We start from the raw sequence: 21,724 nt of genomic DNA, 5'->3' as shown, positions 1-21,724 counted from the left end.
TGCGGCGCGGGGTGTGCATATTACGCTTTCCCGCTTCAGAGTCAAGCGTTTGTTTTGCTTTTCTCTGCTGACCCGGCGGCTTGCGTGCCGTTGTTCCGTGTCAGTGGAGGCGCATTATAGGGAGTTCTTCCGAAGTGACAAGCACTAAATACAAAAAACTTTTCGTTCGCTCACTTTTCAAACTTAACGCTTATTTAACCCGCGGATCGTCCGTTAAACGCGCAATCTCACGGGCAAAACTGGCGACCTGAGCCCAGTCGGTGTAGACCACTTCTTTACGCGTATCCGTTTCACCACCTGTCATCTTCATGATCAGGCGGATCATAAAGCGGTCATACCAGCTATAGCGCGGATAACGCAGCGCGCCCGCAAAGACAGAACAGATATCGGGCTGCCATGGCGAATTCAGTAAAAACTTGCGCGTATAGCTGTTGGTCTGCGGCGTACGCTTCTCCGCTTTACGGGCAACCAGGTTGACCGAGTAAAACGCGCCAGGCCGCTTCGCGAGTTCCGCCGTATGCTTTTTCACAAAACGATCCAGCGCAGGGTGGAAATGACCGTAACGAATTGAAGCGCCAATGACCACACGGTCGTAATCCTGCCAGGCAATCTGTTCTGTGCGATTCAGGTTCACCACATCAGAATAAATGCCCAGCTCTGTGAGTTCAGAAGCCAGATAAGAAGCAATCTCACGCGTTTGACCGTCACGCGTTGAGAAAAGAATTAACGTTTTCACTTATGTCTCCTTACTCACGCCAGAATGTTGGGGTAAACAGCACCAGCAACGTAAAGACCTCAAGACGCCCAAACAGCATATTGGCAATTAAGATCCACTTCGCCACCGGGTTCATACTGGCGAAGTTATCCGCCACGACGCCCAGCCCCGGCCCCAGGTTGTTTAACGTTGCCACCACAGAGGCGAAGGCAGAGAAATCATCCACACCCGTGGCGATAATCGCCAGCATACTGACAATAAAGACCAGCGCATAAGCGGAGAAGAATCCCCACACCGCTTCGAGGATACGCTCCGGCAGCGCGCGGTTCCCCAGCTTAATGCTGTAAACTGCATTCGGATGCACCAGACGTTTCAGCTCACGGTTCCCCTGCTTGAACAGCAGCAGTATACGGATCACCTTCAGACCACCGCCCGTCGAACCGGCGCAACCGCCGATAAACGCAGAGCACAGCAGCAGCACCGGCAGGAACAGTGGCCAACGCGCAATACTGTCCGTGGTGAAACCGGCGGTTGTCGCCATCGATACCACCTGGAAGAAGGCCTGGTTCAGGGTCGTGACCGCCGAGTTATAGACATCATGGAACCACAGTACCAGAGTACAGATGATCACCAGGGTCAGCTGGACACCAATAAACATCCGGAATTCCGGGTCGCGCCAGTACACCTTCAGGCTACGTCCGCTGAGCAACGAGAAGTGTAGACCGTAGTTACAGCCTGAGATCAGCAGGAAAATGGCAATGATGGTATTGATTGTCGGGCTGTCGAAGTAACCGACGCTGGCATCATGGGTAGAAAACCCGCCAATGGCGATAGTCGCGAAGCTGTGCCCGATGGCGTCGAACGCGGGCATTCCGGCGAACCACAGCGCCAGCGCGCAGGCCACCGTCAGCAAAACATATATAAGCCACAGGGTTTTCGCCGTTTCCGCAATACGCGGGCGCATCTTGTTATCTTTCAGCGGGCCAGGCATTTCTGCCCGGTAAAGCTGCATCCCCCCGACGCCCAGAATCGGCAGGATAGCCACCGCCAGGACGATGATCCCCATACCGCCAAACCACTGGAGCATCTGCCGGTAAAAGAGAATCGCATGCGGGAGCGAATCCAGCCCCACAAGCGTGGTGGCGCCGGTGGTCGTTAAACCTGAGAACGATTCAAAAAACGCATCCGTGATGGTGAGATTCGGTTGTTCAGAGAAGATAAACGGCAGCGCACCCACGCTTCCCAGTACCGTCCAGAACAGGACCACAATCAAAAAACCCTCACGGGATTTCAGTTCACCCTTCTCACGACGGTTTGGCCACCACAGCAGCGAGCCAATCGTCAGCGCGACAAAAAAGGTTTGCGTGAATGCACGCCCCGCACCGTCCCGGTAGATGAGCGCCACCAGTCCGGGGATGATCATCGTCCCGGAGAAAAGTATGACCAGCAATCCAACGATTCGGGTAATGGCACGAAAATGCATCTCTGCCGCTTCCTTAGGTATTCAAAATGATGAGGTGGGGATTATTCTTCAATCGGCAGTAATTGCAATGAACCGCGACTAAAATCAGCGAGTTTTGCTGAAAAAGCAGCCAGTTCCGCCTGAGGAAGCGCCACGCGTAGTTGCACCATTGCCTGATAATCACTGTGTGCGATGACGCCGTTAAACTGTTTAAGCAGTGCTTCGATACCCGATAGCTGGGCGTAATCGCATAACAAAGTATATTCTGTCAGCGGCGTTTTGCGGGTCGTTATCAGAAGATTAAGCGCCTGCTGAACACCACCGCCGTAGGCTTTAACCAGGCCGCCTGTGCCTAACAAAATGCCACCGTAGTAGCGCACAACGACGGCGGTGATTTCACCCACACCGCTGCCCATTAGCTGGGAGAGCATCGGTTTTCCGGCCGTGCCCGCCGGTTCACCGTCATCAGAAAACCCGAGCTGCTGTGAGTCATTCGGCGGCCCTGCGACCCACGCCACACAGTGGTGGCGGGCATCGGGGTGCTGCGCGCGAACGGACTCGACAAACGCCTTCGCCGCCTCCACGCCGTCGGTATGCGCCAACAGCGTGATAAAGCGGCTTTTTTTGATTTCCTCAACAAAGGTGACCGGCTCAGCCGGTATCAGCCAGCTTTCCATCAGGCCAGCTTCAGATCTCGCGTCATGTTCTCAATGCTGTTCTCGTGAATAACCACGTTATCTTCGATACGAATGCCGCCAAACGGTTTCAGCGCGTCAATTTTCTCCCAGTTGAAGTGCTTGCTGAATTGGCCTTCACGCCACGGCGCCAGCAGGGATTCAATAAAGTAGATGCCCGGCTCGATGGTCAATACCATACGCGGCGCCAGAACGCGGGTGCAGCGCAGATAAGGATATTTAGACGGTGCCGCCAGGTGCGTACCGGTATCATCCTGCATAAAGCCTGCGACGTCATGAACCTGCAAACCCAGCGGGTGGCCGATACCGTGCGGCATAAATGGCCCGGTCAGATCGTTCTCAACCATCGCCTCTTCGCTCATGTCTTTGACAATCTGATGCTTACGCAGCAGTTTCGCGATGCGCTGATGGAACTGGATGTGGTAATCCACATAGCTGGTTCCCGCTTTCATGGTGCCAATCAGCGCCAGCTGTTCATCGTTCACGTCTTTAATCAGCTGCGCGAAATCGGTATCCGCATTCGCCGCCCAGGTACGGGTCAGGTCTGCCGCATAGCCGTTGTACTCTGCGCCGGCATCCAGCAGGAAGCTGCGCATCTCAGCCGGAACCTGATGATCCAGTTTGGTGTAGTGCAGAACAGAGGCATGCTCATTCAGCGCCACGATGTTGCTGTAAGGCACATCGGTATCGCGGTGGCCGGTCGCGGTCAGGTAGGCCTGATTGATATCGAACTCGCTCATGCCGGACTGGAACGCTTCATGCGCCGCACGGTGGCCATTCACCGCCGTTTTTTGCGCTTCACGCATGCAGTAAAGTTCATAGTCAGTCTTGTAGGCGCGATAGTAGTGCAGATAATCCAGCACGCCTTTCGGGTTAAGTTTATCTGCCGGAATATCCAGACCCAGCGCACGCTCGGGAACCGGACCAATGTAGCCGATGTTGCCGCGCGCCGCTGGCAGCTGGCTGCCAATGCCGTCCGCTTTTGGCAGCGCAACCACGTCAATTTCTTCGGTCCAGAATGAGGTCGGCAGCGGTTCCACGTTGTGCCAGTAATCGACCGGCAGGTAGAACCACAGTTTCGGCTTGTTCACGCCATCCACCAGCAGCCAGCAATTTGGAACCTGTGTCACCGGCACCCAGGCTTTAAACTGCGGGTTAACCTTGAACGGATAAGCATGGTCATCAAGAAACGTATTCATCAGCTCGCCGGAGTGGATCAGCAGAGCATCCAGCTTGAAGCGGGCCAGTACATCGCGGGTACGTTCCTGTAGGGTAACGATATGATTTTTATAGAGCGAAGCCAGTGAGTCCATCATTCTTCCTTTCGTTTTTTTGACCTCAAGTCATCGCATCTTAGCACACCTCACTCCGGCTGCGTGATTTCCACCGACCGTGATCAGCGCAGCAATTTCTTAATGAGTAATTTGCATTTTATTAACATAAATTCCACACTCCGTCTCATCTGGTATGACCAGATCCAATTGCTGGATTCAGGAGACCGACATGCTCTACAAAGGCGACACCCTGTACGTAGACTGGCTGGAAGATGGCATTGCCGAACTGGTGTTCGATGCCCCCGGCTCAGTGAACAAGCTTGATACCGCGACGGTGGCCAGTCTTGGCCAGGCGCTGGATGTACTTGAAAAGCAATCAGATTTAAAAGGGCTGCTGCTGCGCTCCAACAAAGCGGCCTTTATCGTTGGTGCGGATATCACCGAATTCCTGTCGTTGTTCCAGGTTCCTGAGGAGCAGCTGAGCCAGTGGCTGCACTTTGCCAACAGCGTCTTTAATCGTCTGGAAGATTTACATGTGCCAACGATTTCCGCCGTTAACGGCTACGCGCTGGGCGGCGGCTGCGAATGCGTGCTGGCGACAGATTACCGTCTGGCAACGCCGGACCTGCGCATCGGCCTGCCGGAAACCAAGCTGGGCATCATGCCGGGCTTTGGCGGTTCCGTGCGTATGCCACGCATGCTGGGTGCGGACAGCGCCCTGGAAATTATCGCTGCCGGTAAAGATGTCGGCGCGGAACAGGCGCAGAAAATCGGCATGGTCGACGGCGTCGTGAAACCAGAGAAGCTGGTTGAAGGCGCACTCGCCATTCTGCGTCAGGCGATTAATGGCGATCTCGACTGGAAAGCCAAACGCCAGCCGAAGCTGGAGCCGTTAAAGCTCAGCAAGATTGAAGCCACCATGAGCTTCACTATCGCCAAAGGCATGGTGATGCAGACGGCGGGTAAACACTACCCGGCGCCAATCACGGCGGTGAAAACCATTGAAGCGGCAGCCCGTCTGGGCCGTGATGAAGCCCTGAAGCTCGAAAACCAGAGCTTTGTCCCGCTGGCGCATACCAATGAAGCCCGCGCGCTGGTTGGCATCTTCCTGAACGATCAGTTCGTGAAGGGCAAGGCTAAGCAGCTGACCAAAAACGTTGAAACGCCAAAACACGCGGCGGTGCTCGGCGCCGGCATTATGGGTGGCGGTATTGCTTACCAGTCGGCCTGGAAAGGCGTGCCGGTGGTGATGAAAGACATCAACGAAAAATCCCTGACGCTGGGCATGACCGAAGCAGCCAAGCTGCTGAATAAACAGCTGGAACGCGGCAAAATTGACGGTATGAAACTCTCCGGCGTGATCTCCACCATCCAGCCAACGCTGGAATACAGCGGCTTTGACCGCGTGGACGTGGTGGTTGAAGCGGTCGTTGAGAATCCGAAAGTCAAAAAAGCAGTGCTGGCCGAAACGGAAGAGAAGGTGCGTCCTGAGACGGTGCTGGCCTCCAACACCTCCACCATTCCTATCAGCGAGCTGGCAAGCGTGCTGAAGCGTCCGGAAAACTTCTGCGGAATGCACTTCTTTAACCCGGTGCACCGCATGCCGCTGGTCGAAGTGATCCGCGGGGAAAAAACCTCCGACGACACCATCGCCAAAGTGGTGGCGTGGGCCAGCAAAATGGGCAAAACGCCAATCGTTGTTAACGACTGCCCGGGCTTCTTCGTTAACCGCGTGCTGTTCCCCTACTTTGCCGGCTTCAGCCAGCTGCTGCGCGACGGCGCGGACTTCCGCAAGATCGACAAAGTGATGGAAAAACAGTTCGGCTGGCCGATGGGCCCGGCCTATCTGCTGGACGTGGTCGGGATCGACACCGCGCATCACGCTCAGGCGGTGATGGCAGCGGGCTTCCCGCAGCGCATGCAGAAAGATTATCGCGACGCGATTGACGCCCTGTTCGACGCCAACCGCTTCGGGCAAAAAAACGGCATGGGCTTCTGGCGTTATAAAGAAGACAGCAAAGGCAAGCCGAAGAAAGAGGAAGATCCGGCGGTGGATGGCCTGCTGGCCGACGTATGCCAGCCGAAACGCGACTTCACCGACGACGAAATTATTGCCCGCATGATGATTCCGATGATCAACGAAGTGGTGCGCTGCCTCGAAGAAGGCATTATCGCCAGCCCGGCAGAAGCGGATATGGCGCTGGTGTACGGCCTGGGCTTCCCTCCGTTCCACGGCGGCGCGTTCCGCTGGCTGGATACGCTCGGCAGTGCCCGCTACCTCGATATGGCGCAGCAGTATCAGCACCTCGGCCCGCTGTACGACGTGCCGGAAGGCCTGCGTAACAAAGCGCGCCATAACGAACCCTACTACCCAGCAGTTGAGCCAGCCCGTCCGGTTGGCGCACTGAAAACGGCTTAAGGAGTCACAATGGAAAAGGTTGTCATTGTTGATGCGATTCGCACCCCGATGGGCCGTTCAAAAGGCGGCGCGTTCCGTAACGTGCGCGCGGAAGATCTTTCCGCGCACCTGATGCGTAGCCTGCTGGCGCGTAATCCGGCGCTGGATCCCGCTGCGCTCGACGATATCTACTGGGGCTGCGTGCAGCAGACCCTTGAGCAGGGCTTCAACATCGCCCGTAACGCCTCCCTGCTGGCGGAGATCCCGCATTCGGTTCCGGCCGTTACCGTCAACCGCCTGTGCGGTTCGTCAATGCAGGCGCTGCACGATGCGGCGCGCATGATCATGACCGGCGATGCGCAGGCCTGTCTGGTCGGCGGCGTTGAGCACATGGGCCACGTGCCGATGAGCCACGGGGTCGATTTCCACCCTGGCATGAGCCGCAACGTGGCGAAAGCCGCGGGGATGATGGGCCTGACCGCCGAGATGCTCTCCCGCCTGCACGGTATCAGCCGCGAAATGCAGGATGCGTTTGCCGCGCGCTCTCACGCCCGCGCCTGGGCCGCCACGCAGTCTGGCGCTTTTAAGAATGAGATTATCCCAACCGGCGGACACGACGCGGACGGCGTACTGAAGCAGTTCAGCTACGACGAAGTTATCCGTCCTGAAACCACGGTCGACGCGCTTTCTACCCTGCGTCCGGCTTTTGATCCGGTCACCGGCACGGTAACGGCGGGCACCTCTTCTGCCCTGTCCGACGGCGCCGCCGCGATGCTGGTGATGAGCGAAAGCCGCGCCCGCGAATTAGGCCTGACGCCACGCGCCCGCGTGCGTTCGATGGCGGTGGTGGGCTGCGATCCGTCGATCATGGGCTACGGTCCGGTTCCGGCCTCGAAGCTGGCGCTGAAAAAAGCGGGGCTGAGCGCAAGTGATATCGATCTGTTCGAGATGAACGAAGCCTTTGCCGCACAGATCCTGCCGTGCATTAAAGATCTGGGCCTGATGGATCAGATCGACGAGAAGATTAACCTCAACGGCGGCGCGATCGCCCTCGGTCACCCGCTGGGCTGCTCCGGGGCGCGTATCAGCACCACGCTGATCAACCTGATGGAACGCAAAGATGCCCAGTTCGGGCTGGCAACGATGTGTATCGGGTTGGGTCAGGGGATCGCGACGGTGTTTGAGAGAGTGTAAGGCTATAACGTAGGCCCGATAAGCTTCGCGCCATCGGGCTTTTGCCGGGAGGCGCTGCGCTTTCCCGGCCTACGAGAGGTATCTCACCGCCACTATCGCCATTGGCGAAGAGAGACAGTTTAGTTGCCGTTCTTCCCGCCTGTCAGGGGCGGGTTTTTTACATTATTGCAGCAGCGAAATATCCGCCACGCGCAGGAACAGCTCACGCAGTTTCTCGAGCATAGAGAGACGGTTAATACGCAGCTCTTTATCTTCCACGTTTACCATCACTTTCTCGAAGAAGGCGTCGATGATGTCACGCAGCTCCGCCAGCTCCACCAGCGCTTCCTGGTAGCGACCTTCCGCGAAGTACGGCTCAAGCTTGTCGCGCAGCACCACAACCTGCATCGCCAGAGCAATCTCTTCCGGCTCTTTCAGCGTCGCGGCGTTTACACGCTCGTTCAGCGTCTCGTCGGATTTCGCGAGGATGTTAGATACACGCTTGTTGGCCGCAGCCAGAGCAGACGCCGCTTCCAGCGTACGGAAGTGGGATACCGCTTTCATACGCGCATCGAAATCTGCCGGACGGGTCGGACGACGCGCCAGCACCGCCTGAATGGTATCAACGGAGTAACCTTCGTCCTGATACCACGCGCGGAAACGACCGAGCATAAAGTCGATAACATCATCCACAACCTTCGCGTTGGTCAGCTTATCGCCGTACAGACGCACCGCTTCTTCCGTCAGCGTTTGCAGATCGAGGTTCAGGTTCTTCTCAACGATGATACGCAGCACGCCCAGCGCGGCGCGACGCAGCGCAAACGGGTCTTTATCGCCTTTCGGATGCTGACCGATACCGAAGATACCCGCCAGGGTGTCCATCTTATCGGCAATCGCCACGGCGCAGGCAACCGGGTTGGACGGCAGATCGTCACCGGCAAAGCGCGGCTGATACTGCTCGTTCAGGGCCACCGCCACGTCTTCCGCTTCGCCATCGTGACGCGCGTAATGCATGCCCATGACGCCCTGCGTGTCGGTGAATTCGAACACCATGTTGGTCATCAGGTCGCACTTGGAGAGCAGGCCCGCACGGGTAGCGTGGTTCACGTCCGCGCCAATCTCACGGGCAATCCAGCCGGACAGCTCCGCGATACGGTCGGTCTTGTCGCGCAGCGTACCCAGTTGCTGCTGGAACAGCACGGTTTGCAGACGCGGCAGGTTATCTTCCAGACGTTTTTTACGGTCGGTGTTGAAGAAGAACTCGGCATCCGCCAGACGTGGGCGCACCACTTTCTCGTTACCGGAGATAATCTGGATCGGATCTTTCGATTCGATGTTCGCCACGAAGATGAAGTTTGGCAGCAGCTTGCCGTCGTTGGCGTAAACCGGGAAGTACTTCTGATCACCCTTCATGGTGTAAACCAGCGCTTCTGCCGGAACGGCCAGGAATTTCTCTTCGAATTTTGCGGTCAGCACAACCGGCCATTCCACCAGAGAAGTTACCTCTTCCAGCAGGCTGTCGCTCAGATCGGCATTACCGCCAATCTTACGCGCCGCTTCTTCTGCGTCCGCTTTAATTTTGGCTTTACGCTGTTCGTAGTCAGCAATAACTTTACCGCGCTCCAGCAGGATCTGCGGGTACTGGTCGGCATTGTCGATGGTGAACTCTGGCTCGCCCATAAAGCGATGGCCGCGGATCACGCGATCGGACGCTACGCCCAGAATGGTTGCCGGAATAACGGTATCGCCCAGCAGCAGGGTCACAGTATGCACCGGACGCACGAAGTGTACGTCGGACGCGCCCCAGCGCATCAGCTTAGGAATCGGCAGCTTAGCCAGCGAAGTCGCGATCATATCTGGCAGCAGCGCTTCCGCACTTTCGCCTTTCACGTGGGCACGATACAGCAGCCATTCACCTTTATCGGTGGTCAGACGCTCGGCCTGGTCAACGGTGATACCGCAACCGCGCGCCCAGCCTTCTGCCGCTTTGCTCGGCTTGCCTTCCGCGTCGAACGCCTGAGCAATGGCCGGGCCACGTTTCTCAACTTCACGATCCGGCTGAGACGCCGCCAGGTTTGCCACCTTCAGCGCCAGACGACGCGGCGCAGCAAACCACTCAATTTTACCGTGCGCCAGGCCAGCGTTATCCAGCTCGGCAGTGACGTTCGCAGCGAAAGATTCAGCCAGGCTGCGCAGGGCTTTTGGTGGCAGCTCTTCAGTGCCGATTTCCACCAGGAAAGTTTTCTCAGACATGGCCGCCTCTTATTTGTTTCGGTTGCACATCGGGAAGCCAAGGGCTTCACGGGACGCGTAGTAAGCTTCTGCAACGGCTTTGGTCAGGGTACGAATTCGCAGAATGTAGCGCTGACGTTCAGTCACGGAGATGGCTTTGCGGGCGTCCAGCAGGTTGAAGCTGTGGGCAGCCTTCAGAATACGCTCGTAAGCAGGCAGCGGCAGCGGAGTCTCCAGCGCCAGCAGCTGCTGGGCTTCTTTCTCGTACTGCTCGAAGCAGGTGAACAGGAAGTCCACGTCCGCGTATTCGAAGTTATAGGTGGATTGCTCCACTTCGTTCTGATGGAACACGTCGCCGTAGGTGGTTTTACCCAGCGGGCCGTCGCTCCAGACCAGGTCGTAAACGCTGTCTACGCCCTGAATGTACATTGCCAGACGTTCCAGACCGTAGGTGATTTCACCGGTGATCGGCTTACATTCGAGACCGCCGACCTGCTGGAAGTAAGTGAACTGGGTCACTTCCATGCCGTTCAGCCACACTTCCCAACCCAGACCCCAGGCACCCAGCGTTGGGTTTTCCCAGTTATCTTCTACGAAGCGAATGTCGTGAATGGTTGGATCCATACCCAGCTCTTTCAGTGACCCGAGGTACAGTTCCTGAATATTGTCGGGTGATGGCTTAATCACCACCTGGAACTGATAGTAGTGCTGCAAGCGGTTCGGGTTCTCGCCGTAACGGCCATCGGTCGGACGACGGGATGGCTGCACGTAGGCGGTTGCCATTGGCTCTGGCCCTAACGCGCGCAGGCTGGTCATCGGGTGTGAGGTGCCTGCGCCAACTTCCATGTCCAAAGGTTGAACAATGGTGCAGCCCTGACGAGCCCAGTAATCCTGTAAGGTCAGGATCAGGCCCTGGAAGGTCTTGGTATCAAACTTTTGCATAGTATTTCGTGCTGGATACGTGTGGTTTTAAATGGAAGGGATCAGTATACCCGCTGGCTGCAAGATATACAGTACGAAACGGGGTTGTTTAGGGAAAATTGGGGAATAAGGTCTACCGCCAGAACCGGTGAAGGCTCTGGTTGCTGATTATCCGAGCAATTTAGCGCATCGAGAGATGTAAAAACTGGCCGTCTGCATCAAAAGAGCAGACAAAGCCCTCTTTACGCGCAGTATACCCTTTCAGTTCATAGCTGCCCTGAAAGCGCTCGAAGCCGTTTATATGAATTTTTTGCGCCTCGGAATTATAGCGATGAGCCGCCTCACCTATGCACAGCTGTTCCATATTCAGGGAACGCTCCGGGCTCATTTTCCCCTGCTGCGCTTTCTGAACAGGGGCCTCCTGAGAAGCACTGCACCCTGCTAATAAAAGCAGCAGAAAGAGTGACGCCCCACGCTTCATCATCATTTTTATTACCGCCCCGGTCAGTGGCTGTTATTTTTAGTAGCAACACGTTTATAGATTAATGTTCAACATTCTGCGAATCTCGCCAGCTCGCGACAAGACAGCCTGGCTAAACTCAGAATTTTCCAAGGGAAAAGTTTTACGCTACCGCAGTCACACTTTCTTTATCAGGAATACAGAGGAACTGATGCAGTCAAAAATTAACTGGATTGATAACCTGCGGGGAATAGCCTGTCTGATGGTGGTGATGATCCACACAACGACCTGGTATGTCACGAACGCGCACAGTATCAGCCCCGTTAACTGGGATATCGCCAATATTCTGAACTCGGCTTCCCGCGTGAGCGTCCCGCTGTTCTTTATGATTTCCGGTTTTCTCTTTTTTGGTGAGCGTAGCGCGCAGCCGAGACATTTCATCCGTATTGTCTCTTGTCTGCTGTTTTACAGCGCCATTTCGCTAATCTATATCATCCTGTGCACGTCCATTAACGCCGAACGTTCCCTGCTCAATGTACTGCAAAAACCGGTGTTCTATCATCTGTGGTTTTTCTTCGCGATAATCGTTATTTACCTGGTTTCTCCGTTAATTCAGGTAAAAAACGTCAGCGGTAAAATGCTGCTGGCCTTGATGGCGATCATCGGGATTGTGGCAAACCCGAATACCCTCTCACAAAAAGTTGATGGCTTTGAATGGCTTCCCGTCAACCTCTATATCAACGGCGACACGTTTTATTATGTGCTGTACGGCATGCTGGGCCGCGCCATCGGCATGATGGAGACGCAAAAGCGAGGAATGAACTGGCTTTGCGCGGCTGCGTTTATCGCCGGTGTGTTTATTATCTCTCGCGGGACGCTGCACGAGCTGCAATGGCGCGGCAACTTTGCCGATACCTGGTATCTGTATTGCGGCCCGATGGTCTTTATCTGCGCGATTGCTCTGCTGACCCTGGTGAAAAACACCCTCAACGAACGTCCGCTTCCGGTGCTGGGGTTTATCTCTCGCCACTCGCTGGGTATTTACGGTTTTCACGCGCTGGTAATCCACGCCCTGCGCACCCGCGGCGTTGAGCTGAAAAGCTGGCCGGTGCTGGATATTATCTGGATATTTACCGCTACGCTGGCTGTCAGCCTGCTGCTGTCCATGTTGCTGCAAAGAATCGATACGCGCAGGTTTGTAAGCTAGCCAGATGGACGGGGAGTTGCAGGCCGGGTCAGCGCAGCGCCACCCGGCGGATGTTCAGGACATCAGCGGTAAAAGCTGCTGATAGATTTTACGGAACACGACTCGTCGTTCAGCATAGCGAGCATGGTTTTTCGCATCAGAACGATGCTGCTGTTCAAGCGGAAGCTGGGGCAAAAGCGAGTTCAGTGGTTTATCCGGGTTCACCGCGATTTGCGCCAGCCGTGCCGCACCGAGCGCCGGTCCAATCTCTCCCCCCGTACGATAGTCCAGCGGCAACCCGCTGATGTCAGAAAGCATTTGCCGCCAGTAGCTGCTTCGCGCCCCGCCGCCAATTAAGGTAATGCTGGATGGCGTCAGGCCACAGTCATGCACGACATCCATGCCGTCCGCCAGCGCATAGCCGACCCCTTCAAGCACCGCGCGCGCCAGCTCTGCCGGGCCGTGCTGATGGGTAAGCCCGAAGAACACCCCTTTCGCTTCCGGGTTGTTGTGCGGCGTGCGCTCGCCGGAAAGGTACGGTAAAAACCAGGCCGCACCGGCATTATCATCCGCCTGCTGTGCCGCTGCGATAAGCGCCGGTACGTCCGCCATTCCGGTCAGCCTTGCCGCCCAGTCGAGGCAGGAAGCGGCACTCAGCATCACCGACATGAGATGCCATTTGCCCGGCAACGCGTGGCAGAAGCTGTGTACGGCGTTTTCAGGGTTACTGCGATAGCCGTCACTGACGGCAAAATAGACGCCGGAGGTGCCGAGCGAGAGCATCGCCTGCCCTGCTTCCACCATCCCCACGCCAACGGCGCCCGCCGCGTTATCGCCGCCGCCGGCGACAACCGGTACGGCCGGCATATTCCAGCGTTCAGCAATGGAGGATTGCAGCGTGCCCGCGATCTCACTGCCTTCAAACAGCGCGGGCATATGGTCGCGCGTCAGCTGGCAGGCATCCAGCATCGCCTCGCTCCAGTCCCGTTTCGCCACGTCGAGCCACATCGTGCCCGCGGCGTCAGACATGTCGCTGGCAAAATCTCCCGTCATGCGAAAACGCAGGTAGTCTTTAGGCAGCAGAACCTTCGCCACCTGACGGAAAATCTCGGGTTCATGGCGCTGCACCCACAGGAGTTTTGGCGCGGTAAAACCGGGCATCATCAGGTTGCCCGTAATTTCGCGGGACGTGGGCACACGCGCTTCAAGGATTGCACACTCTTCCGCACAGCGGCCATCGTTCCAGAGAATAGCCGGGCGCAGAACGCGATGCTGGCTATCCAGCAACGTTGCACCATGCATTTGCCCGGCAATGCCCAGCGCCTTTACGTCGCGCAGGCTGTGCTGCTCGCCTAAGGCTTTCATCGCGCGGTCCGTCGCCTGCCACCACTGCTCCGGATCTTGTTCCGACCAAAGCGGATGCGGGCGTGAAACCTGCAACTTTTCAGTCTGGGTTGCTAACACATCGCCCTGCTCGCTTAACAGAATGGCTTTCACACCCGACGTGCCAAGATCGATCCCGATATACATTGTGGTGACTCCTTTGACAGAAATGCCCGGTGGCGATGCGCTTACCGGGCCTGCATACTGTTATTTATCGAAGAGGTAATGATTGACCAGGTTTTCCAGCAGTTCCTGATGCCCGCTCTGATGCTGCGGGGCCAGCTGATGCTGTTCAGCGTACTTCGCGATTTCCGCAAGCGATAACTGACCTTTCAGAATTTGCTGGCCCAGCTCACTGTTCCAGCCGCCGTAACGCTTCGCCACGCGTTTATCCAGCTCACCGTCTTCAATCATACGGGCCGCCACCTTCAGCGCCAGCGCCATGGTGTCCATCGCGCCAATATGCCCGTAAAACAGATCGTATTTGTCGGTGCTCTGGCGACGGACTTTGGCGTCGAAGTTCAGGCCGCCGGTGGTGAAACCGCCCGCTTTGATGATTTCGTACATTACCAGCGCATTTTCTTCGACGCTGTTCGGGAACTGGTCGGTATCCCAGCCCAGCTGCGGATCGCCGCGGTTCGCATCTACCGATCCGAAGATGCCCAGCGCAATCGCAGAGGCAATTTCGTGATGGAAGGAGTGGCCCGCCAGAGTAGCGTGGTTAGCTTCAATATTCACTTTGATCTCTTTTTCCAGACCAAACTGCTTCAGGAAGCCATACACGGTGGCAACATCGTAGTCGTACTGATGCTTGGTTGGCTCCTGCGGTTTAGGCTCAATCAGCAGCGTGCCGCGGAAGCCGATTTTGTGTTTGTGGTCGACAACCATCTGCATAAAGCGACCAATCTGCTCGCGCTCCTGACGCAGGTCGGTATTCAGCAGCGTTTCATAACCTTCACGACCGCCCCAGAGAACATAGTTCTCGCCGCCCAGCTGATGCGTGGCGTTCATTGCCGTCACCACCTGCGTGGCCGCCCAGCTGAAGACTTCCGGATCGGGGTTGGTTGCCGCACCCGCACCGTAGCGAGGGTTGGTAAAGCAGTTAGCCGTCCCCCAGAGCAGCTTCACGCCGCTTTGCTGCTGTTTTTCAGCCAGTACATCGACCATCTGCGCGAAATTGTTCAGATACTCTTTCAGCGATGCCCCTTCAGGCGACACGTCCACATCGTGGAAACAGTAGTACGGCACGTTCAGCTTATGGAAGAACTCGAACGCGACGTCGGCTTTACGCTTCGCCAGCTCAATGGCCTCGCCCGGCTGCTGCCATGGACGGTCAAAAGCGCCCACGCCGAACATATCGGCACCGTTCCAGCAGAAGGTGTGCCAGTAGCAGGCGGCAAAGCGCAAGTGATCTTCCATGCGCTTACCCAGCACCAGCTCATCCGGGTTGTAGTGACGAAATGCTAAAGGATTGGTCGTTTTCGTGCCTTCGAAACGAACGCGATCGAGTTGGTCGAAATAAGCTTGCATATTGAGCTCCATAATCAGGGTATGCGGCGTGGTCTTGCTTCTGGAGTAATAGTGAATAGACATTGGGGGTTGCTCAATTACGTTATTTCACACTGCTATTGAGAGAATGCACAATTGTGCGCTGGCTCGCAAAATAATGTGCAGACAAACTATTTTTCGGCGCATATTCCAGAATCAAATGTAATTAATAGGTTACGCTTTTTAAAATCCGATCGCGGTCATAAATTCAGAAATAAACCAAATATCGTAATGAGAAGATAAAAATCTGTAATTGCCAGCAGTCCTTTCCACGTTAAAAATTTGCTGCGTCTCAGCAGTGAACGTTTCTTTTATCTCAGCGACACATACCCCTACAAAAAGGCCTAATAATTATGAAGATAAAGAACCTGACCCTAACGCTCTGCACTACTCTCCTGCTTGCAAGCTTTGCCGGCCATGCCAAAGAGGTCAAAATCGGCATGGCGATTGATGACTTACGTCTTGAACGCTGGCAAAAAGATCGCGATATCTTTGTTAAAAAAGCGGAATCCCTCGGCGCGGAGGTGTTCGTTCAGTCCGCTAACGGCAACGAAGAGACGCAAATGTCGCAAATCGAGAATATGATCAACCGTGGCGTCGATGTGCTGGTCATTATCCCGTATAACGGCCAGGTATTAAGCAACGTGGTGAAAGAGGCTAAACAGGAAGGCATAAAAGTCCTGGCCTATGACCGCATGATTAATAATGCGGATATTGATTATTATATTTCGTTCGACAATGAAAAAGTGGGTGAATTACAGGCTAAAAGCCTGGTCGCTAAGGTGCCGCAAGGGAATTATTTCCTGATGGGCGGTTCGCCTGTGGATAACAACGCCAAGCTGTTCCGCCAGGGACAAATGAAGGTGCTTAAGCCATATATCGACGAGGGCAAAATTAAGGTCGTCGGCGACCAGTGGGTTGACGGTTGGTTACCGGAAAATGCGCTGAAAATTATGGAAAACGCGTTGACCGCAAATAACAATAAAATCGATGCGGTCGTGGCCTCTAACGATGCCACCGCGGGTGGCGCCATTCAGGCGCTGAGCGCGCAGGGTCTGGCCGGAAAAGTCGCTATCTCCGGACAGGATGCCGATCTTGCGGGTGTTAAACGCATTATCGCGGGCACCCAAACCATGACGGTGTATAAACCTATTACCGAGCTTGCCAATACGGCTGCTGAAATTGCCGTTGAGCTGGGCAATGACCAACAGCCTAAAGCAGACGCAACGTTAAATAACGGTCTGAAAGACGTACCGGCTCGCCTGCTTACCCCTATCGAAGTCAACAAAGAGAACATTGACGCCACGGTGGTGAAAGACGGTTTCCATAAGAAGAGTGAACTGTAATCCAGCGCAGCCCCTGCCCGGCGGGGGCGCATCGACCTGCCCTGTTCATTTGTCGGGCTATGCGGAGCAGTTATGTCTTATTTACTTGAAATGAAAAGCATCACCAAAGCCTTCGGGACGGTGAAAGCGGTCGACAACGTCAGCCTGCGGCTGAATCCCGGCGAAGTCATGTCGCTGTGCGGCGAAAACGGCTCGGGGAAATCCACGCTGATGAAGGTGCTGTGTGGGATCTATCCGCACGGCAGCTACGAGGGTGAAATCGTCTTCGCCGGAGAGGTGCTCCAGGCCACGCACATTCGCGATACCGAGCGTAAAGGCATCGCTATCATTCACCAGGAGCTGGCGCTGGTGAAGCACCTAAGCGTGCTGGAAAATATCTTTCTTGGGGCCGAACTCTCGCGCCACGGCGTGCTGGATTACGACACCATGACGCTGCGCTGCGAAAAATTGCTGGCTCAGGTGAGCCTGGCTATCTCACCGGATACGCGCGTGGGCGAATTAGGTTTGGGCCAGCAGCAGCTGGTGGAGATCGCCAAAGCGCTGAATAAACAGGTACGCCTGCTGATCCTCGACGAGCCAACCGCCTCGCTCACCGAACAGGAAACGGCCGTACTGCTCAATATCATCCGCGACCTGCAAAACCACGGCATCGCCTGCATCTATATTTCGCACAAGCTTAACGAGGTGAAAGCCATTTCCGACACCATCTGCGTCATCCGCGACGGGCAGCACATCGGCACGCGTGAGGCAGAAGGCATGAGTGAGGATGACATCATCACCATGATGGTGGGCCGCGAACTCACCGCGCTTTATCCCAACGAGCCGCACGCGATTGGCGAAGAGATCCTGCGCGTGGAAAACCTGACGGCGTGGCACCCCGTTAACCGCCATATCAAGCGCGTGAATGACCTCTCCTTCTCGCTGCACCGAGGCGAAATTCTCGGCATTGCGGGCCTGGTGGGTGCCGGAAGAACCGAGGCCGTACAGTGTCTGTTTGGCGTCTGGCCGGGGCGCTGGGAAGGCAAAATTTATGTCGACGGTCAGCCGGTAAAAATCGACAACTGCCAGCAGGCCATTGCCAGAGGCATTGCCATGGTGCCCGAAGACCGCAAAAAAGACGGCATCGTGCCGGTTATGGCGGTGGGAAAAAATATCACGCTGGCGGCGCTCAGCCAGTTTTCCGGCGCGCTGAGCAGCCTGGACGATGCCGCAGAACAGCAGTGCATACTCCAGTCGCTCGCAAGGCTTAAGGTGAAAACGTCCTCGCCGGAGCTGGCGATAGGACGCCTGAGCGGCGGCAACCAGCAAAAGGCGATTCTGGCGCGCTGCCTGCTGCTTAATCCGCGCATTTTAATTCTGGACGAACCCACGCGGGGAATCGATATCGGCGCGAAGTACGAAATCTACAAGCTGATTAATCAACTGGTGCAGCAAGGGATTGCCGTCATTGTTATCTCGTCCGAACTGCCTGAAGTGCTGGGCCTGAGCGACCGCGTGCTGGTCATGCATGAAGGGAAACTCAAAGCCAACCTGAACAACCAGAACCTGACGCAAGAGCAGGTGATGGAAGCTGCCCTAAGGAGCGAACGCCATGTCGAAAAGCAACCCGTCTGATATCAAAGTCGCTGTTCCGACGCCCGGTGCGTTCGCAGGACTTAAATCGCTGAATCTACAAGTATTCGTGATGATTGCGGCCATCATCGTCATCATGCTGTTCTTTACCTGGATGACGGACGGCTCCTATCTGAGCGCACGTAACGTCTCTAACCTGCTGCGTCAGACCGCCATCACCGGCATTCTGGCGGTGGGGATGGTCTTCGTGATCATCTCAGCGGAAATTGACCTGTCGGTAGGGTCGATGATGGGCCTGCTGGGCGGCGTGGCGGCGATTTTTGACGTCTGGCTCGGCTGGCCGCTGCCGCTGACGATTGCGGTCACGCTGGTACTGGGTCTGCTGCTGGGGGCGTGGAACGGCTGGTGGGTGGCCTACCGGAAAGTCCCGTCGTTTATCGTCACCTTGGCGGGAATGCTGGCCTTCCGCGGCATTTTAATTGGTATCACCAACGGCACCACCGTCTCCCCCACCAGCGCCTCTATGTCCCAGATTGGCCAAAGCTACCTCTCTGATGGCGTCGGTTTTACGATCGGCGTGGTTGGGCTGATGGCGTTTGTCGCGTGGCAATGGCGGGGGCGCATGCGTCGCCAGGCGCTGGGTCTGGCCTCGCCTGCTTCTACCTCGGTGGTGGGCCGTCAGGCGCTTACCGCCGTGATTGTGCTGGGTGCCATCTGGCTGCTCAACGATTATCGCGGCGTCCCTACGCCCGTTCTGCTGCTGGCGCTGCTGCTGTTAGGTGGGATGTTTATGGCCACACGTACCGCTTTCGGCCGCCGCATTTATGCCATCGGCGGCAACCTGGAAGCCGCGCGTTTGTCCGGCATTAACGTGGAGCGCACCAAACTCGCCGTCTTTGCCATTAACGGGCTGATGGTAGCCATCGCGGGGCTGATCCTCAGTTCGCGACTGGGTGCGGGTTCCCCGTCTGCCGGTAATATTGCCGAGCTGGACGCCATCGCCGCCTGCGTAATCGGCGGAACCAGCCTCGCCGGTGGTATTGGCAGCGTGGCGGGTGCGGTGATGGGCGCATTTATTATGGCTTCGCTGGATAACGGGATGAGTATGATGGACGTGCCGACGTTTTGGCAGTATATCGTCAAGGGAGCCATTCTTTTGCTGGCAGTCTGGATGGACTCTGCCACCAAGCGGCGCGCCTGAGAACCGTATCGTGACTAATTTGGGAAAGTGAGCCATGTTTGAAAAGCGTCACCGCATTACGTTGTTATTCAATGCCAACAAAGCCTATGACCGTCAGGTGGTTGAAGGGGTTGGTGAATATTTGCAGGCGTCGCAATCCGAATGGGATATTTTCATCGAAGAAGATTTCCGTACCCGTCTGGAGAACATTAAGGACTGGCTGGGAGACGGGGTCATCGCTGACTTTGACGACCCCGTGATTGAACAGCTGCTGAGTGGCGTCGACGTTCCTATCGTGGGCGTTGGCGGCTCATACCATTCACCGGAACATTATCCCCCTGTTCACTACATCGCCACCGATAACCATGCCCTGGTCGAGACCGCCTTCCTCCATTTAAAGGAGAAAGGCGTACACCGTTTTGCGTTTTACGGTTTGCCCGCCACCAGCGGCAAGCGCTGGGCAATGGAGCGTGAGTATGCGTTCTGCCAGCTGGTTGCCCAGGAGAAGTATCGCGGCGTCGTTTATCAGGGACTGGAAACCGCGCCAGAAAACTGGCAGCACGCGCAAAACCGGCTGGCTGACTGGCTGCAAACGCTGCCGCCTCAGACAGGCATTATCGCCGTGACGGACGCCCGCGCCCGCCACGTATTGCAGGTGTGCGAGCATTTGCATATTCCGGTGCCTGAAAAGCTGTGCGTGATTGGTATCGATAACGAAGAGCTTACGCGCTATCTGTCGCGCGTGGCGCTGTCATCCGTGGCGCAGGGTACGCGGCAGATGGGCTATCAGGCTGCGAAGCTGCTGCACAGACTGTTAGACAACGAATCCCTGCCGCTCCAGCGTCTGCTGGTTCCGCCCGTTCGCGTGGTCGAGCGCCGCTCTACCGACTACCGTTCCTTAAACGATCCGGCCGTGATTCAGGCGATGCACTACATTCGCAATCATGCCTGCAAAGGTATTAAGGTCGATCAGGTGCTGGATTCGGTCGGGATTTCTCGTTCGAATCTGGAGAAGCGCTTCAAAGAGGAAGTGGGTGAGACGATACATGCCGTGATCCATGCAGAAAAGCTGGAGAAAGCGCGCAGTCTGCTGATCTCCACTTCGCTGTCCATCAACGAGATTTCACAGATGTGCGGCTACCCGTCGCTACAGTATTTCTATTCGGTGTTCAGGAAAGAGTATGACACCACGCCGAAGGAGTACCGGGAACGGTACAGTGAAGTCCTGCTCTAGAAAAGAGAACGCCTTCCAGTGGAAGGCGTTTTTCATTACATGTGCGCGGCAATCAGACGCTGGTTATCCTGGTACATCGAGAACAGATAGTTGTTATAACGCTGTCCCTGAGTGGAATACCCTTTCAGCTTGTGGATCATCGCCGTAGCCGTCACTTCCTGATCCGCTTTACGCAGCTGGGCGCGTGACTTACGGAACGAGGAGTAGGCCGGGTGGGTGTTCAGGTTCACCACGTAGGCATTCACGGAATCTTTCACCGATTCAAACTGTGAATAACCCTTCACCTTGCCAGGTGCATTGGTACAACGACCTTTGGCACACTTCATGCCAAACAGATTGTTGTTGTTGCGGGCCAGCTTCGATGTCCCCCAACCGCTTTCGGCGGCGGCCATTGTCGCCACCATGCTGCCTGGAATGATGTCCACACGTTCTAACAGTGAGTTCCACGGCACGCGACGCGTGTTTCCGCTCCACTTCACTTTATAGCGTTTGGCGATGTCTTTCAGGCGCGTGCGCTCAGACGGCGACCAGCGGCTATCGTACTGTTTGGAGATCAGCCAGTTACGATCCGCAGTAATCGCGGCATTTTGACTTTTAATGTAAGGCATTACCGTCCGGAGAAACGCTTTTTTTCGTGGTGTCCCGGAAGGGTATTTTCGCAAATCAGGAAGTGAACTACTCTTTGCACTATTGCGAGAATACTCTTGTTTACTGCTAACCTTACTGCTTGTCGTCTTTATTACGTGGGCTTTCTTACTCGTTGTATCCGCGTGCGTCTTTGCAAGCACCTCACCTGAAAATGCCATGGTGAGTAACATGAGTATCGCGGCCCCATATCGTCGAATGGGAGTCGATATCATTAGGTCTCCTGGTCGGATATAAGCATTCCAACACCTTATTTTCTTCAAAATTTGAGAGCGGAATCTCAAATCGTACCAAAAATAG

General features: G+C 55.8%; 17 protein-coding genes. 7 read left to right on the top strand and 10 right to left on the bottom strand.

Annotated elements, in window-relative coordinates; all coding sequences use genetic code 11:
- Positions 1–190: 190 nt before the first annotated feature.
- The 4 genes from hemG to pepQ are packed head-to-tail and all read right to left on the bottom strand — an operon-like array spanning position 191 to position 4,185.
- Positions 191–736 carry a menaquinone-dependent protoporphyrinogen IX dehydrogenase gene (gene hemG, locus IM267_RS11760; protein WP_064910952.1) on the bottom strand — a complete coding sequence of 182 codons (546 nt, stop codon included), beginning with the start codon at positions 734–736 and terminating at the stop codon, positions 191–193.
- Positions 737–746: 10 nt separating this feature from the next.
- On the bottom strand, positions 747–2,198 hold the full coding sequence (gene trkH, locus IM267_RS11755) for a Trk system potassium transporter TrkH (RefSeq protein WP_063865811.1): 1,452 nt from the start codon (positions 2,196–2,198) through the stop codon (positions 747–749).
- Between the two features lie 41 nt (positions 2,199–2,239).
- On the bottom strand, positions 2,240–2,854 hold the full coding sequence (locus tag IM267_RS11750) for an IMPACT family protein (RefSeq protein WP_064910954.1): 615 nt from the start codon (positions 2,852–2,854) through the stop codon (positions 2,240–2,242).
- Positions 2,854–4,185 (bottom strand): Xaa-Pro dipeptidase, encoded by a 1,332-nt coding sequence (pepQ, locus tag IM267_RS11745; RefSeq protein ID WP_193033453.1) that lies wholly within the window; start codon positions 4,183–4,185, stop codon positions 2,854–2,856. The genes IM267_RS11750 and pepQ overlap by 1 nt, the downstream gene beginning before the upstream one ends.
- Positions 4,186–4,375: 190 nt before the next feature.
- Between pepQ and fadB the strand changes: the two genes are divergently transcribed.
- A complete protein-coding gene (gene fadB / locus IM267_RS11740; protein ID WP_193033450.1) occupies positions 4,376–6,565 on the top strand; it encodes a fatty acid oxidation complex subunit alpha FadB in 2,190 nt (729 codons plus the stop codon).
- Positions 6,566–6,574: 9 nt separating this feature from the next.
- Positions 6,575–7,738: an acetyl-CoA C-acyltransferase FadA gene (gene fadA / locus IM267_RS11735; protein WP_063865822.1), complete on the top strand. Its 1,164-nt coding sequence runs from the start codon at positions 6,575–6,577 to the stop codon at positions 7,736–7,738.
- 162 nt (positions 7,739–7,900) lie between these two features.
- On the opposite strand, the gene glyS is transcribed toward fadA, so the two are convergent.
- From glyS to IM267_RS11720, 3 genes are all read right to left on the bottom strand, one after another.
- A complete protein-coding gene (gene glyS, locus IM267_RS11730; protein ID WP_063449957.1) occupies positions 7,901–9,970 on the bottom strand; it encodes a glycine--tRNA ligase subunit beta in 2,070 nt (689 codons plus the stop codon).
- Between the two features lie 9 nt (positions 9,971–9,979).
- Positions 9,980–10,891, bottom strand: a complete 912-nt coding sequence (glyQ, locus tag IM267_RS11725) for a glycine--tRNA ligase subunit alpha (protein ID WP_003860141.1) — start codon at positions 10,889–10,891, stop codon at positions 9,980–9,982.
- A 160-nt stretch (positions 10,892–11,051) separates the two neighbouring features.
- Positions 11,052–11,357: a YsaB family lipoprotein gene (locus IM267_RS11720; protein ID WP_063865825.1), complete on the bottom strand. Its 306-nt coding sequence runs from the start codon at positions 11,355–11,357 to the stop codon at positions 11,052–11,054.
- Positions 11,358–11,541: 184 nt separating this feature from the next.
- Here IM267_RS11720 and IM267_RS11715 point away from each other — a divergent pair, with 184 nt between their 5' ends.
- Positions 11,542–12,537 (top strand): acyltransferase, encoded by a 996-nt coding sequence (locus IM267_RS11715; protein WP_193033449.1) that lies wholly within the window; start codon positions 11,542–11,544, stop codon positions 12,535–12,537.
- Between the two features lie 54 nt (positions 12,538–12,591).
- Here IM267_RS11715 and xylB read toward each other — a convergent pair whose 3' ends face one another.
- Both xylB and xylA read right to left on the bottom strand, forming a co-directional pair.
- Entirely contained in the window at positions 12,592–14,046 is a 1,455-nt protein-coding gene (gene xylB, locus IM267_RS11710; RefSeq protein ID WP_193033448.1) for a xylulokinase, read from the bottom strand.
- A 60-nt stretch (positions 14,047–14,106) separates the two neighbouring features.
- Complete coding sequence (gene xylA, locus IM267_RS11705; protein ID WP_063449989.1) at positions 14,107–15,429, bottom strand: xylose isomerase; 1,323 nt, start codon at positions 15,427–15,429, stop codon at positions 14,107–14,109.
- Between the two features lie 371 nt (positions 15,430–15,800).
- Between xylA and xylF the strand changes: the two genes are divergently transcribed.
- The 4 genes from xylF (at position 15,801) to xylR (ending at position 20,779) form a co-directional block, all read left to right on the top strand.
- Positions 15,801–16,793 carry a D-xylose ABC transporter substrate-binding protein gene (gene xylF / locus IM267_RS11700; protein ID WP_063865834.1) on the top strand — a complete coding sequence of 331 codons (993 nt, stop codon included), beginning with the start codon at positions 15,801–15,803 and terminating at the stop codon, positions 16,791–16,793.
- A gap of 72 nt (positions 16,794–16,865) precedes the next feature.
- Entirely contained in the window at positions 16,866–18,407 is a 1,542-nt protein-coding gene (locus IM267_RS11695; protein ID WP_193033447.1) for a xylose ABC transporter ATP-binding protein, read from the top strand.
- The gene (xylH, locus tag IM267_RS11690) at positions 18,385–19,566 is read left to right on the top strand and encodes a xylose ABC transporter permease XylH (RefSeq protein WP_003860151.1); all 1,182 of its coding nucleotides are present in this window, start codon (positions 18,385–18,387) and stop codon (positions 19,564–19,566) included. Before IM267_RS11695 ends, xylH begins: the two co-directional genes overlap by 23 nt.
- Positions 19,567–19,600: 34 nt before the next feature.
- On the top strand, positions 19,601–20,779 hold the full coding sequence (xylR, locus tag IM267_RS11685) for a D-xylose utilization transcriptional activator XylR (RefSeq protein ID WP_063449964.1): 1,179 nt from the start codon (positions 19,601–19,603) through the stop codon (positions 20,777–20,779).
- A gap of 35 nt (positions 20,780–20,814) precedes the next feature.
- Here xylR and IM267_RS11680 read toward each other — a convergent pair whose 3' ends face one another.
- Positions 20,815–21,639 (bottom strand): protein bax, encoded by an 825-nt coding sequence (locus IM267_RS11680; RefSeq protein ID WP_071888809.1) that lies wholly within the window; start codon positions 21,637–21,639, stop codon positions 20,815–20,817.
- Positions 21,640–21,724: the final 85 nt, after the last annotated feature.

This window comes from Enterobacter cloacae complex sp. P15RS, assembly GCF_014895905.1.
Taxonomy (GTDB): Bacteria; Pseudomonadota; Gammaproteobacteria; order Enterobacterales; family Enterobacteriaceae; genus Enterobacter; species Enterobacter quasihormaechei.
This window is presented reverse-complemented; position numbering and strand designations above follow the sequence as displayed.

Bases quoted from the DNA above. Each gene is read 5' to 3' on its own strand.
- glyQ (WP_003860141.1), bottom strand. From the start codon at position 10,891: ATGCAAAAGTTTGATACCAAGACCTTCCAGGGCCTGATCCTGACCTTA.
- IM267_RS11750 (WP_064910954.1), bottom strand. From the start codon at position 2,854: ATGGAAAGCTGGCTGATACCGGCTGAGCCGGTCACCTTTGTTGAGGAA.
- fadB (WP_193033450.1), top strand. From the start codon at position 4,376: ATGCTCTACAAAGGCGACACCCTGTACGTAGACTGGCTGGAAGATGGC.
- pepQ (WP_193033453.1), bottom strand. From the start codon at position 4,185: ATGGACTCACTGGCTTCGCTCTATAAAAATCATATCGTTACCCTACAG.
- xylB (WP_193033448.1), bottom strand. From the start codon at position 14,046: ATGTATATCGGGATCGATCTTGGCACGTCGGGTGTGAAAGCCATTCTG.
- xylH (WP_003860151.1), top strand. From the start codon at position 18,385: ATGTCGAAAAGCAACCCGTCTGATATCAAAGTCGCTGTTCCGACGCCC.
- xylA (WP_063449989.1), bottom strand. From the start codon at position 15,429: ATGCAAGCTTATTTCGACCAACTCGATCGCGTTCGTTTCGAAGGCACG.
- IM267_RS11715 (WP_193033449.1), top strand. From the start codon at position 11,542: ATGCAGTCAAAAATTAACTGGATTGATAACCTGCGGGGAATAGCCTGT.
- xylR (WP_063449964.1), top strand. From the start codon at position 19,601: ATGTTTGAAAAGCGTCACCGCATTACGTTGTTATTCAATGCCAACAAA.
- xylF (WP_063865834.1), top strand. From the start codon at position 15,801: ATGAAGATAAAGAACCTGACCCTAACGCTCTGCACTACTCTCCTGCTT.
- glyS (WP_063449957.1), bottom strand. From the start codon at position 9,970: ATGTCTGAGAAAACTTTCCTGGTGGAAATCGGCACTGAAGAGCTGCCA.
- fadA (WP_063865822.1), top strand. From the start codon at position 6,575: ATGGAAAAGGTTGTCATTGTTGATGCGATTCGCACCCCGATGGGCCGT.
- IM267_RS11680 (WP_071888809.1), bottom strand. From the start codon at position 21,639: ATGATATCGACTCCCATTCGACGATATGGGGCCGCGATACTCATGTTA.
- IM267_RS11695 (WP_193033447.1), top strand. From the start codon at position 16,866: ATGTCTTATTTACTTGAAATGAAAAGCATCACCAAAGCCTTCGGGACG.
- IM267_RS11720 (WP_063865825.1), bottom strand. From the start codon at position 11,357: ATGATGATGAAGCGTGGGGCGTCACTCTTTCTGCTGCTTTTATTAGCA.
- trkH (WP_063865811.1), bottom strand. From the start codon at position 2,198: ATGCATTTTCGTGCCATTACCCGAATCGTTGGATTGCTGGTCATACTT.